Origin of the sequence: Bernardetia sp. Wsw4-3y2 (genome assembly GCF_037126295.1) — a bacterium.
Taxonomy (GTDB): Bacteria; Bacteroidota; Bacteroidia; order Cytophagales; family Bernardetiaceae; genus Bernardetia.
The window spans coordinates 4,136,756-4,151,993 of sequence record NZ_CP147017.1; the positions used below are offsets into that span (position 1 = coordinate 4,136,756).

Annotated in this window: 13 protein-coding genes; 11 read left to right on the top strand and 2 right to left on the bottom strand. The window is 31.0% G+C overall.

The window, feature by feature from the left end; genetic code table 11:
- Window positions 1–260: 260 nt before the first annotated feature.
- Window positions 261–962 carry a hypothetical protein gene (locus tag V9L05_RS17055; RefSeq protein ID WP_338792010.1) on the top strand — a complete coding sequence of 234 codons (702 nt, stop codon included), beginning with the start codon at window positions 261–263 and terminating at the stop codon, window positions 960–962.
- A 181-nt stretch (window positions 963–1,143) separates the two neighbouring features.
- Window positions 1,144–2,010, top strand: a complete 867-nt coding sequence (locus V9L05_RS17060; protein ID WP_338813052.1) for a DUF3108 domain-containing protein — start codon at window positions 1,144–1,146, stop codon at window positions 2,008–2,010.
- Window positions 2,011–2,079: 69 nt separating this feature from the next.
- On the opposite strand, the gene V9L05_RS17065 is transcribed toward V9L05_RS17060, so the two are convergent.
- The gene (locus tag V9L05_RS17065) at window positions 2,080–2,901 is read right to left on the bottom strand and encodes a hypothetical protein (protein ID WP_338813053.1); all 822 of its coding nucleotides are present in this window, start codon (window positions 2,899–2,901) and stop codon (window positions 2,080–2,082) included.
- Window positions 2,902–3,475: 574 nt separating this feature from the next.
- Between V9L05_RS17065 and V9L05_RS17070 the strand changes: the two genes are divergently transcribed.
- The 5 genes from V9L05_RS17070 (at window position 3,476) to V9L05_RS17090 (ending at window position 7,666) form a co-directional block, all read left to right on the top strand.
- Window positions 3,476–4,648 (top strand): aspartyl protease family protein, encoded by a 1,173-nt coding sequence (locus V9L05_RS17070; RefSeq protein ID WP_338792007.1) that lies wholly within the window; start codon window positions 3,476–3,478, stop codon window positions 4,646–4,648.
- An 86-nt stretch (window positions 4,649–4,734) separates the two neighbouring features.
- Window positions 4,735–5,265 (top strand): hypothetical protein, encoded by a 531-nt coding sequence (locus V9L05_RS17075; protein ID WP_338792006.1) that lies wholly within the window; start codon window positions 4,735–4,737, stop codon window positions 5,263–5,265.
- Window positions 5,266–5,500: 235 nt separating this feature from the next.
- Window positions 5,501–6,331 (top strand): UDP-2,3-diacylglucosamine diphosphatase, encoded by an 831-nt coding sequence (locus V9L05_RS17080; RefSeq protein WP_338813054.1) that lies wholly within the window; start codon window positions 5,501–5,503, stop codon window positions 6,329–6,331.
- Between the two features lie 57 nt (window positions 6,332–6,388).
- Window positions 6,389–7,459, top strand: a complete 1,071-nt coding sequence (locus V9L05_RS17085; protein WP_338813056.1) for a glycosyltransferase family protein — start codon at window positions 6,389–6,391, stop codon at window positions 7,457–7,459.
- A 57-nt stretch (window positions 7,460–7,516) separates the two neighbouring features.
- Window positions 7,517–7,666, top strand: coding sequence for a hypothetical protein (locus V9L05_RS17090; protein WP_338792003.1), 150 nt, complete (start codon window positions 7,517–7,519; stop codon window positions 7,664–7,666).
- Window positions 7,667–7,858: 192 nt separating this feature from the next.
- Here the strand turns inward: V9L05_RS17090 and V9L05_RS17095 are convergent, their stop codons facing one another.
- Complete coding sequence (locus V9L05_RS17095; RefSeq protein WP_338813058.1) at window positions 7,859–8,581, bottom strand: M24 family metallopeptidase; 723 nt, start codon at window positions 8,579–8,581, stop codon at window positions 7,859–7,861.
- 399 nt (window positions 8,582–8,980) lie between these two features.
- On the opposite strand from V9L05_RS17095, the gene V9L05_RS17100 reads away from it, so the two are divergent.
- From V9L05_RS17100 to V9L05_RS17115, 4 genes are all read left to right on the top strand, one after another.
- Window positions 8,981–11,020, top strand: coding sequence for a SpoIIE family protein phosphatase (locus tag V9L05_RS17100; protein ID WP_338792001.1), 2,040 nt, complete (start codon window positions 8,981–8,983; stop codon window positions 11,018–11,020).
- A 520-nt stretch (window positions 11,021–11,540) separates the two neighbouring features.
- Window positions 11,541–12,389 carry a hypothetical protein gene (locus tag V9L05_RS17105; protein ID WP_338813060.1) on the top strand — a complete coding sequence of 283 codons (849 nt, stop codon included), beginning with the start codon at window positions 11,541–11,543 and terminating at the stop codon, window positions 12,387–12,389.
- A gap of 203 nt (window positions 12,390–12,592) precedes the next feature.
- Window positions 12,593–14,113, top strand: coding sequence for an AAA family ATPase (locus V9L05_RS17110; protein WP_338813061.1), 1,521 nt, complete (start codon window positions 12,593–12,595; stop codon window positions 14,111–14,113).
- A 56-nt stretch (window positions 14,114–14,169) separates the two neighbouring features.
- On the top strand, window positions 14,170–15,189 hold the full coding sequence (locus V9L05_RS17115; RefSeq protein WP_338813062.1) for an aldo/keto reductase: 1,020 nt from the start codon (window positions 14,170–14,172) through the stop codon (window positions 15,187–15,189).
- Window positions 15,190–15,238 lie beyond the last annotated feature (49 nt).

A 15,238-nucleotide genomic window follows, 5' to 3' on the forward strand; every position in this document is an offset into this window, starting at 1 on the left:
CTGTAACTCATTCTTTAGAATGGGAAAGTAATTTTAGTTATAGTCTGTAAAAGTACAAACTCTAATTGAATCTAGCTAGTTTTTAAAATTGATTATTATTTTGCTACAATAATTTTGGACTTTGACAGTTTTGAGAACAAACAAAAAACGTTTTTCTTTGATTATCTTTGTATCAATTAAAAAAAAAGTAACTCTATTTAATAAAAAATAGTTACTGTTGTTAGTGATTAACCAACAACAAAACTAAAAACTTAATTTCTATGAAAAAACTAAATCATTTTTCGTTTGTCGTCTTAACTGCTTTACTTTTAAGTAATGTGTTTTTTTTATCCTCTTGTAAAGATAAAAAAACACAAGAAGAAAATATAGAAACCACCTCACAAGAAAATCAGGAGATGGCAGAACAGGAAGCTCTTTGGGAAAAAGCTACTTCAAATATGCCTGATGCTGATACGCTTGCTTTACCTGATAAACTCACTATGCTTAATGATAGTGTTGTTGTAACTTGGAATCGTCTTTTGTCTGCTGAGCGTGAAAAGGATGACATGTTACAAAAATTTGTTCGTGAAGCTCGTTATGTAGAGGGTTTTAATGGAAAAGAGTTGATAGATAAATTGGAAACAGAAAGAAAAGCTCTTCTCAAACTACGTTATGATGATAAGACCATGCAAAGTGCAAAAACAATGGATGCTTATGACAAAAAACTAGTAGAAATTCAGACTCTTATCAAACAAATCAAGGAAAATAATCCAGAACTTGAGCGTTATCCGATTCCTTATTCTGTCATTACTTATTTTTCAGAATTAGACAATACAGATTTTTTATTGCGTAAAAATTATACAGATTATGCAAGCCAACTCAATGAACTCTTGATGGTTAAAAAAGATGAAATTCCTACTTTGGGAGAACAATTTGTAAAGATAAAACCAGCTCCTAAGTTTGAATACGGTGATTTAAACTAAATCGATGTGTAACTGTTTATCTATTATATCGAAATTAAATTTAGGAATAGTTATTGCAAAATTACCATCAGTAAGCATTTTAGTTGCTAAATTTTTATAGATGTAGATGAGGGATTTTTTACCTCAAAACGTCTTTAAAATAAGCCTAAAATCTATTCCTAAATTCCTTATTATACCTATTATGAAAAAATTACATACTTATACAATTTCTAGTTCTTCATTTTTGAGTAAATTGAAAAATTCTCCTTTACGAATATTTGTCATTTTGGCAGTTGCTGTTAGTTTTCTGCTTTTTTCTACATCTGCATTTATGACTTATCAAAATGGAAACCGAGTGGCTATGCTCTCTGATGTTAATTTTACTAAGGGAGAAAAAATTTCTTATTTAGTGCATTATGGTTTTATCAATGCTGGTGAAGCTGTAGTTAAAGTAGATAATAACTTTCACACTATAAATGGAAATAGTTGTTATAAAGTAGATGTAGAAGGCAAAACAGTTGGTGTTTTTGGTTGGACAACTAATGTAGATGATAAATGGAGTTCTTATATTGACAGACAAAAACACATTCCACGCAAATTTTATAGAAAAATAAAAGAAAACAAATATAGAAAAGAAGAGACAGTAGAGTTTGACCACTCAGGAAAACAAGCTAATGTAAAGTACAAAAAAAGAGATGATAAAAGTTGGACAAAAAAAGAATATCCAATTCCTACAAACGTACAAGACATGATTAGTGGATATTATTTTCTGCGTAGAGTGGATTATGAAAAACTGACTAAAAATGAAATTATCAGAATGGATGCTTTCTTTGAAGATTCAGTGTATGATTTTAAGGTGCGTTATATTGGAAAAGAAACTATCAAAACAAAAATAGGTAAAAAAGAGACCTTTGTAATGACTCCAATTATGCCAGAAAATGGTCTTTTTAGTGGAAAAGAATCTATCAAAATTTGGATGTCAGCCGACGAAGATCGAATTCCACTCAAAATTAGAGCTGATATGTTTATTGGTGGTATTGAAGTGGATGTAACTGAATATGAAAAATAAGAAATAGAATTATAAATGTGATAATTTGTAAGGAAAAGGCTTGCCTTTTCCTTTTTTTATGTCCTAATTTTATAATCTGAATTCTCTAAGTAAATGAGCGTGAGGCGATTTTGAAAGAATCCATTTTATAGATTTTCCTTTATCAGTGCTATTTTTTCTAACAAATTTTCGAATGATGTTCAAGTTTACGAAGGCATCTTTTTCACTTGCCACAATCGTAATTTTGCCTTCATAATTTTCATAAATTTCTTTCCACTGCTTTTCATAAATTTCAAAAGAACGGTAAGCCAGCCAAGCAGAAGTAAGCGAATTTATGCCATGATATACTTGATAGCGAATAAGTTTTTGGGCGTTTTTTGGAAAAATAAATGACGAAGTAGAAATAATTATTTCTTTAAATACCTTAGAAGAAACAACTTTTTTGAGCAAAGCATTTCCAAAAAGAGTTTGTGTTCCAAATCTGTACCAGTTACTGATTGCTAAAGTTTCGGGAGCGATTAAGATAATTTGATGTATAGAAACAGACTTTGAAAAATTAGAAACAAACTGTAGTGCAGGACGCACTCCCAAAGAAAACCCAATGATAGTAATAGAGTAATCAAGATTTATTTTTTCTTCTTCCAAAAATTGCTGCATCAAAACAAGCCAGTTTTTTAATGTAGTTTTTCTCTCATTATCTGATAACTTTTCTAAATTAGTTTGATTCTTTTCATGATAAAACAATCCAAAGCTATAAATTTTTAAATTATTTTGAATTGCAAAGTTTTTAAATGCTTCTGTATTTTGTCCGATTCCATGAAAGGCAAACCAAATTTGAGGTTTTGTTTTATTTTCTCTATTCTCATTTTGGCTTTCAAAAATTTCATATTCTAGTCTGTAATCTGTATTCATCACAATGGATTTTGAAAGAAAGTTTGTTTAATTAATCATCTACAACAAATCTTTTATAGTTATCAATTTTCACAATGTTTTTTGTCCGTTAAACTCCTCAGAGTTGAACGAAACGCTTCCTCAGAAACGTGATAGAAAGCAAATGAATCACGCTTCTGAGGAAGCGAAATATTCAGTTCTGAGGAACTAAATGCACAGTAAAATATAAATAAACTTTTGAAACACTGTATTAATCATCTACAACAAATCTTTCATAGTTATCAAGTTTCACAATTAAAGTAAAAAGTAATTTTAAATTTTGGTTTCTAAAGGTTAAAATAGTATTTTGAATTAAAAAATCTGACTTAATTTAACACACAAACTTACTTTATACTTTTTTATGAGAAAAAATATACTTTTATCATCTAAGAAAAAAATACTTTATTGTTTTTCTAAATTCTTTTTTTATATTCTGTTTTTTAGTTGTCTTACTTTATTTATTTTTTCCTTAAGTTCTTGTAAATACTCCCAAAACTCTCAAAGAGATAAATATAATGGGTTTAGTTTTAAAAGACCTAATAAACGTGCTTTGATTTTGAAATTTAATCTAGTTAATAATCTAATTATTATTCCTATTAAGATAAATGATTCAGATACACTTCATTTTATTTTAGATAGTGGAGTTCAAAATATGCTCATAACTGAACTGGGGGTAGGTGATAAATTACAAGTAGATTATATAAAAGAAATAGAACTCTCTGGTTTAGGTGCAGGTAAAAAATTAATTGCTTACGCTTCTCCCAATAATAATTTTAATATCTCTGGAATTATAGGACATCATCAAGATTTACTAATTTTGAAAGAAGATATTTTTCATTTGTCTTCTCGCTTCGGAATGCGTATTCACGGAATTATGGGGTATGGTATTTTTGCAGATTTTGTAGTGAAGGTAAACTATGAAAGCAAAACGATTGTTTTTTATAATAAAAAAAAATATCAATATAAGCCACATAAAAAAGATATTGTTATTCCTATCGAAATCATTAATCTAAAGCCTTACATTTGGGCTAAAATACAGCAAAATCCAGTTATTTTGAATGATAATGATTCTATACAAAATGACACAACAGCAATTCCTACAAAGTTGTTGATCGATACAGGAGGAGGACATGCGATTTGGTTAGATATTTCTTCTGATGAAAGGCTACAAATTCCACAAAAAAATAAAGAAGCATATCTTGGAAAAGGGATGCGAGGCGATATTACAGGCTATTTGGGGCGTTCTTCAAAACTTATCTTGAATGATATTGAATTAAAAAATGTCACAACTGCTTTTCCAGATTCTACTTCTATTGCAACTGTAAAAGGGCAAGGAGAGCGAAATGGTAGTTTGGGTGCAGAGATTTTAAGACGTTTTCACGTTATTTTTGATTATTCAAAAAACAGAATGATTTTGAGACCTAATCGAAATTTTAAAGCAGAATTTAACTATAATATGGCTGGAATAGAATTATCTAATCCAGTTCCTGAAACAGCTATTTACTTGATTTCAAATATAGAAAAAGATTCGCCTGTTGCTCAACTTGATGTAAAATTAGATGATCAAATAGTAGCTATAAATGGAATAAACATAAATAAGTTTACTATTCATGAAATCTATGAACTTTTCCGAAGTAAAGAAGGACGTAAAATTGAACTACGTTTGAGAAGAGCAGGGGATGCCTTAAATGAATGGACTGTCAAATTTAGATTAGAAAACCCTATTTAAAGAACAAAAAAATATTTACCTTTGTAGTTATACAAAATCACAATCAGATTTTTTAAGATAAAAATTACCTATTCAATACGTTTTTTATGGATTACGGCTCTTTAATCAAAGACCTTTTAATTATTACACTGCCAGCAGGCGCAGTTTTATACGGCATGTTTTTAGTTGTTAAATCGTTTATAGGACGAGAGATGAATCAATCTTTACTTCAGCTCAAATCTAAAAATAGTGAAATTGCACTTCCTATTCGCTTACAGGCGTACGAAAGAATGGCTATTTTTTTAGAGCGAAATTCTGTCAATAATCTTATTCCTCGTCTTACAGAAGGAGGACAGTCCGCTGTAGAACTACATCAAGTTTTATTATTTACCATCCGTGAAGAGTTTAACCATAATGTAGCACAACAAATTTATATTAGCCAACCAGCTTGGGAATACATAAAAAGTGCTGTCGAAGAGTTTATTTCAGTTATTAATCAAGCCTACCGAGAGCTTCCTGAAGGTGCAACAGGTTTTGACCTCTCAAGACGTATCTTTGAACTACAAGGAGAAAAAGAAATATCTCAAAATGAAGCCTCTCTACAATTTATGAAAGAAGAAATTCAGCAGTATTTTTAGAAAATATATTTCTTTGTGAAGAAATAATTATAATTTTTGATAATGACACTTTCTTATTTTGAGAGAGTGTCATTTTTTTAGACACTATTTATTCACATTTACGCCTTTTTTTTCTAAAACCTTTATCACAACTTCACTTTTTTATAAAGTGGAGTTGATTTGTTTTCGATACTTTGCACATAGATAAATCGTATAACCAAACAAAAGATTTATTCTATTTAATCAAAAAAATACTATGAAACGCAAAGTAGAAGTAGTCATTATTTCAGATGTACATTTGGGAACGTATGGCTCAAAAGCTCTTCCTCTTTTAGATTATCTGAATAGCATAGAACCCAAAATAGTTGTATTGAATGGTGATATTATAGATGGATGGCAGTTTAGCAGGAAATACTTTCCTACTTCGCATGTAGAAGTGGTCAAAAAAATTTTGGATTGGATAAGTAAAGGTACTCAGCTTTATTATATCACTGGAAATCATGACGAAATGATGAGAAAGTTTGTTGGTTTTGGAGTTTCGAATGCCAAAATTGTCAATAAAGTAGTTTTACAATTAGATGGAAAACAAGCATGGGTTTTTCACGGAGATGTATTTGATGTTACGATGCGTCATTCCAAATGGATTGCCAAAATGGGTGCAGATGGATATGGCTTTCTGATTCTGCTCAATAAAGCAGTTAATTCTGTTCTTAAAAAAGTAGGAAAAGGAAAAATTTCACTTTCTAAGCAAATTAAAAATAGCGTAAAATCGGCTGTTAAATCTAAAAATAATTTTGAAACTACGGCTGCTGAAATTGCTATTCAAAATGGATATGATTATGTGATTTGTGGACACATTCATCAGCCCATAATAAAAGACATAGAAATAGAAAATGAAAAAGTATGTTATCTAAATTCGGGCGACTGGGTAGAAAATATGACAGCCTTAGAATACAATGATAAAAAATGGACACTTTATGTGCATAAAATAGATGAAAATCTAACAGAAGCAGATTTGAAAATCGTTTCAGAAAATCCATTGACAAACGAGTATTTATTTGAACAGCTTTTGAAGGAATTTGAATAAAAGAGTAACAAAACTCTAAGTGGTCTCTGAAGATATTTAGAGTTTAAATCAAAATTTATGAAAAATAATCACTCAAAACCTCGCTTACTTTACGCACTTCAAGCCACAGGAAATGGTCATATTAGCCGTGCTTGCGAACTAATTCCAATTTTTAAGAAATATGCTGATGTAGATGTTTTGATTAGTGGAACTTCTGCAGAACTCAAATTACCTTTCGATGTAGATTATAATTTTAAAGGTCTTAGTTTTACTTTTGGGAAAAACGGAGGGATAGATTTTATAGATACTTTCAAAAAAGTAAAGTTTAAACCTTTCATACAAGCAATTATGTCACTTCCCATCGAAAAATATGATATTATACTTTCTGATTTTGAACCTGTTTCGGCTTGGGCGTGCAAACTCAAAGGAAAAAAATGTATAGGAATTAGCAACCAAGAAGCTATAAAATTACCCAATATTCCCAAACCAAAACATAGTGATAAAGTAGGCGATTTTATAATCAAAAATTATGCTCCCACTTCAGAAGGTTATGGTTTTCATTTTTTGCCTTTGGCTGATACTGTCTTTCCTCCTTTGGTGCGTTCCGAAATTCGTAATGCAGTTGCAGAAACGAAAGAACATTATACGATTTATCTTCCTGCTTACGACCAAAAACAGCTTTTGAAGTTTTGTAAACACTTTTTTTATATCGATTGGGAAATTTTTTCTAAACACACAGATACAGAATATAGAGATGAAAATGCTCATATTCGTCCAGTTAATAAGGAAAAATTTACAGAAAGTTTGAGAACCTGTAAAGGCTTTGTTTGTGGAGCAGGTTTTGAAGCACCAGCAGAAGCTCTTTTTTTAGGTAAAAAATTATTGATTATTCCAATGAAAAATCAATACGAACAACATTATAATGCAGCAGGTTTGGAAGCTCTCGGAGCAACTATTTTGAAGAATATAAAATCAAAAAAATATGATAAAGTAGAAAAATGGCTCAAAAAAGAAAATCCAAAACCAATTAAATTTGAATATTCGGCTCACCGTCTTGTTCAAACAATTATTCAAAACTACTATGCTACTCAACAAACATCTTCTTTAAAGTTAGAACCTCTGTTTTTACCTAGTTTTGAGCTGTCTTAGTTATAGATTATGTTTACAAATAAGTGTTATACTTAAATATATTTTTATAGTGAATTAATGGCATCTTCTTATATAACACTTCCCATAAAAGCAATTCAGTTTCATCCAGAAGCTGCTCTAACAGAATACGGTTTGCAAATGTTAGAAAATTGGCTTTCTCTAACCAAAACCAAAAAAATAATCAAAGAAAAAGTGAGTCTAAAATGAAATATTTAATTGATAAAGTAAATCAAAAAGAAGCCAAACGAATTTCTAAAATTTATGGAACACAGATTTTACTGATTATACAGATTATTTTAATAAAATAGAGCATTTTAAAACGTAATTGTCTTTTGTATTATCCTGCGTTTCATCATAAAAATTACTCGCTAATTAGTTCCAAAAAAATAGTAAAGTACACTACTGATAATTGCCAGTAAGTAATTGTTCATAAAACCCACCAATTCCTAATTCTCTATCTACTAAATGAATTTCTAGGATAAAGTTTCTAGTATTTCCATCTTTGTCTTTGCTTAACATAGAAGAATGATTTTCTGGATGGATATAAAGTGTTTTGTCTTCTTGCTCTAGTTTTTCGTGTGGAAACTGTCCGACAATATGCCCTGCGATTTCTCCTCCAAACTCCCAACCGTTTTGATTGGCTAAATCTGTTGCTTTTTGATAAAGCTCTGCACCTGTTACTTGAATTTCGTTTTCTATTTTATCTAAATACCAATTTCTGCATTCATTCCAAATACTTTCTACATCATTTTTGAGTTTGAGTTTCTGTGGGTTATTTCCAATAACATAGGTTCTTCCTAAATCGGCTTCCCACTCTTGAAAAATAGGACCTAAATCTAAAAATAAAATATCATCTTCTTGTAATCTCAACAATGGTGGATTTTCATAGTAAGGTAATAGCGTATTTATTCCTGCTCTTACAATACGTGTGTGCCAATGGCGAGTAGTTCCAAACATTTCATTTGCCAATTCATAAATTTCTTGACTGAGCTGCTCTTCTGATTTTCCTGTTTGTATGAGATTTCGTTTTTCTATTTCAGAAAATAACTGAATTGCTTTTTTTTCAGCTTCAATTAACGATTCTAATGGTGTTTTAGATAAATTTTGAGTATTTAAAGACATAAAATGAATGATTTATTTGAAACAAAAATGAATTTTCTTATTTATTAATGCTAAAAATACGCTAATTGAGCGAAAAATAGAACCTTTTAGTATAAAAACTATATTTTTTTAGGGAATAGGCACGAATTTTTACTATACTAAACATACAATGCATTCCTATTTCCTTGAAAGAGCTTTAAAGTTTATCCTCAATCCATTGTTTATTGGTTATGAAAGTTCTATTTTTATGGAATTCTTTGTGTTTTTTAAGAAAAAATACGCATATTGCATAGTCATTTGCCTAACTCAAGTAAAGCTAGAACAAAACATAAAATAATACTTCTACTCATTTTTAGTTAATCAGTTTTGCATTGTAGAATAATCCGTCCAAAAATTGCTATTATATTGCCTTTTTGAATAATGAATATATATATAAAACTTGTACTACTTTGTCTATTTATGGTTGCTTTTACAGGAGGAACAGTTTTCTTCTTTGTAGATTATGAATCACGACAGACATTAGAAAGGCAAATTACAGCACGTATCGAAAAACAATCCTCTTTTGCTATCAGTAATATTGATCGTTTTATCTATGAGCGTGTTACAGATATTCAACAACTTTCTCAAGACCCAATTCTTTCTGATGAGTCTATTAGTCAAGCAGAACTAACTGATCGTATTAAAGAACTACAACTTAAAAATGGAATGTATAAAAGCATTTCCTTTTTTGACCCTACTCGTCTTCGTTTAGCTGATTCTCGTAACCTAAATGTTGGAAAAACTCACGACCTTACTACCTACTGGGAAAAAATAGATCAAGGACAACAAGAGGTTACTATGGATATCTCCCCATCTGTTTCACTACAAATTCCTGTAATGCACTTTGCAGCTGTTGTGAGAAGTGATATCGGAACTCGTGTAGGTACAGTGGTTACTCGTGCAGACTTATCTTGGATCAATAGTATTTTTGAAGAATCTATGGCTACAGATTCCCTTATGAGAAATGCAGATATTAACTTACTAGATAAAGAAGGTACAATTTTATACTCTAATACTAATCCTGATGGAGTTTTGAAGGAAAAGTATCATGATATGAAACAACTTACTTATTTTGCTGAGAATGATAAAGTAAAATATCATCTTTTTGGAGATAAAATCTATTTCTATACATTAGAAACTGGTTATTTAAGTTACGCAGGAAATAACTGGATTCTTTTAATCGCTTTACCTGAAGATGTAGTTTATGAGCCAATTTATGATTTGCGTACACAAATTGCAGTTACTTTAGCCCTTGTTATTTTGGTTGCTTCGTTAATAGCTTTTGTAGTAGCTCGTCTGTTTGCTAAACCTATTCTAAGCCTAACAGCATCAGCAAAAGAAATGGGAGAAGGAAACTTAGAAGCTGTTCCAAATATCAAAACACGAGATGAAATAGGAAAACTAGCACAAAGTTTTGGACAAATGGCAAATAAACTCAAAGCCAAAATGAGAGAGCAAGATGAGCTTAACATCGAACTTGCTGCCATTAATGAGCGCATAGAATCAAAATATATACAGATTAATGAACAAAAAGTAGAAATTGAACTTTCAAAAGACCAAATTGAGATGCAAAATAGTGCCCTTGGAGAGGCTTTCAAAGAAATTGAGAAACAAAATAAATCTATTACCTCAAGTATCCATTATGCCGAACGCATTCAACGTTCGACACTTCCAGAACACAATATTTTTAATAAATACTTTCCTCATTCTTTTGTTCTTTACAAACCTCGTGATATAGTTTCAGGCGATTTTTATTGGTTTGATGAAGTTACCAAAGATGGAAAAAACTATTTGGTATTTGCTGTTGGAGATTGTACAGGACACGGAGTTCCAGGTGGATTTATGTCTATGCTCGGAAATAATTTACTCACAACTGTAGTAACTATTGGAGGTCAAATAGAACCTGCTATAGTTTTGGAAGAGGTAGATTATGATATTAGAAAGGTACTTCACCAAGATGAGCATTCTGAAAATAGTCAAGATGGAATGGAAATCGCCTTTTGTACAGTTGATTTAGATACTCTCAAAATGAAATATTCAGGAGCACATCGTTCTTTGTATTTTGTTAGAAATGGTGAATTTACAGAAATAAAAGCTGATAGAGCTTCTTTGGGTGGTGTAAGTAAAATTCGTAAGAGAAAACTACAAAACTTAGAGCTTACTACTCACGAAATTCAGCTTCAAAAAGATGATGTTTTTTATCTCTTCTCTGATGGATACAAAGACCAATTTGGAGGAGAGCTAGGGCGTGTTTTTTCAAGTAAACGTTTTAAGAAATTACTTTATGAAATTCATCAAAAACCAATGCAACGCCAAATGGAGATTTTAGATGAAGAAGTAATGGCTTGGAGTAAAATTTCTGACCAAAAACAAACTGATGATATTATTGTACTGGGTGTAAAAGTTTCAGATTTTGTCTAAGTAATAGATAAAGAATAGAGTATTGATTTTCACGTTTTTTATTTTTAGTCAAAAAACTATGCATCAGCCAATTTTTTGCTATTAGTTTAATAGTTCTATACTGATAGTTTGTCGACAATAAAGTCTGTTACATCTTTAATAGAAAGAATATTTCACACCTTTTTAAATAAATTTGCTATTTGGCAAGACAGTTGTATTATAGCTAATAACTTTGAAAATTTAATTAAGCAAAACTCATAAAATTCTATTAAGCAATTAATAAATAAGTTGAAAGAAAAGCTAGAAACAAACTAAAAAAGAAACAGTTATTTTTATATTTTTCAAGTAGTTTCTCAATTAAGGCAGAAAGTTGGTAATGTATTTGTATATTAGCTATATATCTCTTTAAATAATCTAAGAATTTATTAAAATATATCAAAATATATTATTCAATACTCTAAATTAGTTTAGCTTTTTTTAAAACAAAACAAGTTAATTCCAAAATAATCTTTATTCTAAACTTTAAAACTGTATAGCCATTATGACAAAAGTATATGCTGGTATTGTAGGCGTTATTTTCTTGATGTTCAGCACTGCTGCAACAATGAATATGAGCCCAAAAGATGATTTTATTAAATCAATCATCGAATCTATTCCAAATCCATTAGAACTTACCACTCTTATTAAAGAAACAGGTACAGAATATGTGAAAGGTGAGCTTGCAAACTCTTCTTCTGCTAGTAAATACACAGACAGTTATGAGCGTGCGCTCAACTTAGGTGTTTATGGAACAGACTTAGGTTTCGCAAGTATTTATAACAAAAATCAAGATGTATTAGATTATCTTTCTGCTATCAAAGAACTTGCAAATGGTCTTAATATCGGACAATTCTTTGACGCTGAAACATTGAAAGAACTTACTTCTAATAGCGATAATTTAGAAGAACTTATTCGTAGCTCAACTCGCAACTTGCAAGATATCAATGAGCAACTTCAAACTGAAAAACGTGAGCATTTGAGCGTTTTGTTTGTAACAGGTGGTTGGATAGAATCTACTCACTTACTTGCTGATATGCACAAAAAGACCAAGAATGCTAAATTGAAAGAGCGTTTAGCAGAACAAAAATTAGTTCTTGATCGTCTTATGATGGCTTTAGATGCACACAAAACACAGCCTAAATTCAATACACTTATTGCACAACTTAAAGAAGTACAAAAAGTATATCGTAATGTAACAGAGGAAACTACTACAGGTGAAACTAAAACAGTAATTACCGAAAATGGTCCTGAAGTAGTAAATACTGGAGGAACAACTTTTACAATGAGCGACAAACATGCTGCTGAACTTGGCGCATTATTGAATGGAATCCGTGGTGGATTTATCAAGTAATCTTCAAATCTGATATTTCGGTATTTTTTATAAGATAAAATACAAAATCCTATTAAATTAATTTTTAATAGGATTTTTTTTGTAAAATTTTGTCTAAACTATTTTAAAGACAAGTAGTTCTTAGAGTTTTAAAGCAAAGACTTACATACCATTTAAAAAAATACAGTTTGGTGTTTTTTTAAACAAAAATCTATAAAAAATTTATGGCTTATAACGAACTCAAAAGCAATCAGCTTTTAGAACTCAAAACTATTCAAGACCTCAAAAATGCAGGTTATCAGTCCAAAACGATAAAAGAAGAATTAAGAGATAACCTAATTAATAGTCTACAAAATAATGGAAATCCATTTGAAGGAATTTATGGATATGAAGAAACAGTTATTCCAGATATAGAAAGAGCTATTCTTTCTCGCCATAACATCAATCTTTTAGGACTTCGTGGACAGGCAAAAACACGTATTGCTCGCCTTATGGTTGGTCTTTTAGATGAATATATTCCTTTTGTGAAAGGTTCTGAACTCAATGACGACCCTCTTAGTCCTCTTTCTCGCTTTGCAAAAGATTTGATAGCTGAAAAAGGAGATTCAACAGAAATAGAATGGTTACATAGAAATGAACGCTACACAGAAAAATTAGCTACTCCTGATGTTACTGTGTCAGATTTGATTGGTGATGTTGATCCTATTCGTGCAGCAAATTTAAAACTCAATTATTCAGATGAACGAGTTATTAATTTTGGACTTATTCCACGTTCACACCGTTGTATTTTTGTAATTAATGAGCTTCCTGACCTTCAAGCAAGAATTCAGGTTGCCCTTTTTAATATTTTACAAGAAGGAGATATTCAAATTCGTGGCTTTAAACTTCGTTTGCCTTTAGATATTCAATTTGTTTTTACTGCCAATCCAGAAGATTATACCAATCGTGGAAGTATCGTAACGCCTCTTAAAGATAGAATTGGAAGTCAGATTATTACACATTATCCAACTACTTTAGAAATTAGTAAAAAAATTACGCATCAAGAATCTAGCCTTGCAGAAGCCCAAAAAGAGAAAATTAAAGTAGGAGAAATTGCAACTGATTTGGTAGAACAAATTTCTTTTGTAGCAAGAGATAGTGAATATGTAGATGAAAAAAGTGGAGTTTCTGCTCGTCTGACTATTTCAGCGTATGAAAACTTGGTTTCTGCTGCTGAAAGAAGAATGCTTATCAATAATGAAAAAACCACTTCTGTCAGAATGAGTGATTTTAGAGGCGTTGTTCCTGCCATTGCTGGTAAAATTGAATTGGTTTATGAAGGCGAACAAGAAGGGGCAGGAATTGTAGCCGAAAGTTTGATAAATAAATCTATTCGTGAGCAGTTCTTAAAATTCTTTCCAGATCCAGAAAAACAAAAGAAACTCAAAGAGGATAGTTTGTATTATATGATGCTCAAATGGTTTGGCGACGGCAATACCGTCGATATTATGAATGATGCTTCACAGACAGAATATGAGAAGCAATTAAAACAAGTTCCTCTATTAGAAAAAATTGTAGCTCAAAAACATCCAAAAGCAAAAGGCGATGAAAAGCTGTTTTTGATGGAATTTTTGTTGCACGGTTTGGCTGAATATTCGGCTCTCAACAAAAATATTTTGGCAAACGGAATGGTCTTCAAAGATTTATTTAGTTCTATGTTCTCTATGCCTGAATCAGATGATGAGGATGAGTTTGATGAGTATTAGGAAACTAAATAATATCCAAATAAAAAACTTATTTGAATTAAAACAACACAACAATTATGAATTATAAACTTTTTGGAAAAAGTGGTTTACGTGTTTCTGAACTTTGTTTGGGAACAATGACCTTTGGAGAAGAATGGGGCAATGGAGCAGACAAAGAAACAAGCAAGCAACTATTTGAAACCTTTGCTAATCAAGGTGGAAATTTTTTAGATACTGCCAATCGTTACACTGAAGGAACAAGTGAAAAATATGTAGGCGAATTTATCCATTCAGATAGAGATTATTTTGTTTTGGCTACAAAATATACACTTTATGACAATAAAAAAGACCCAAATGCAGCAGGAAATCATCGTAAAAATATGATGCGTTCTGTGGAAGCTAGTCTAAAGCGTTTGAATACAGAGTACATAGATTTGCTTTGGGTGCATATGTGGGATGGCACAACACAGGAAGAAGAAATGATGCGTGGACTAGATGACCTTATCAGCAGTGGAAAGGTTCATTATATCGGAATTTCTGACACGCCTGCTTGGGTAGTTTCAAAGGCAAATACATTGGCTCATTTTAGAGGTTGGTCACAATTTGTGGGTTTACAGATTGAATGGAGTTTGATAGAACGCACCGTAGAACGTGATTTAGTTCCGATGGCTAAAGATTTTGACCTTGCCATTACGCCTTGGAGTCCATTGGGTTCTGGTATTCTGACAGGAAAATACAATGACAAGATGATTGAAGGTAGTCGCCTTTCGGCTGAAAGTGTCAAGTATAATGAACATAACCTGAAAATTGCTAAGAAAGTGGTAGAAATAGCTGAAAATTTAGGTGTTTCTCCTGCACAAGTTGCATTGGCTTGGCTTAAAGTACAAGATTCAAGTGTGATTCCAATTATTGGAAGTAGAAAGGTAAATCAATTAGAAGATTCTTTGGGTTGTTTGAAAGTAGAACTTTCCAACGACAATTTGGAAGAATTACATAAAGTAAGCGAAATTGATTTAGGATTTCCTCACAAGTTTTTGAAGTCTGATAATGCTCAAAATCTTATGTTTGGAGATAATAAAAATAAAATTATTCGCTAGTAAAGTTAGCTAAGGAATATAAAATGAATAAGTTTATACTTTGAAAAAT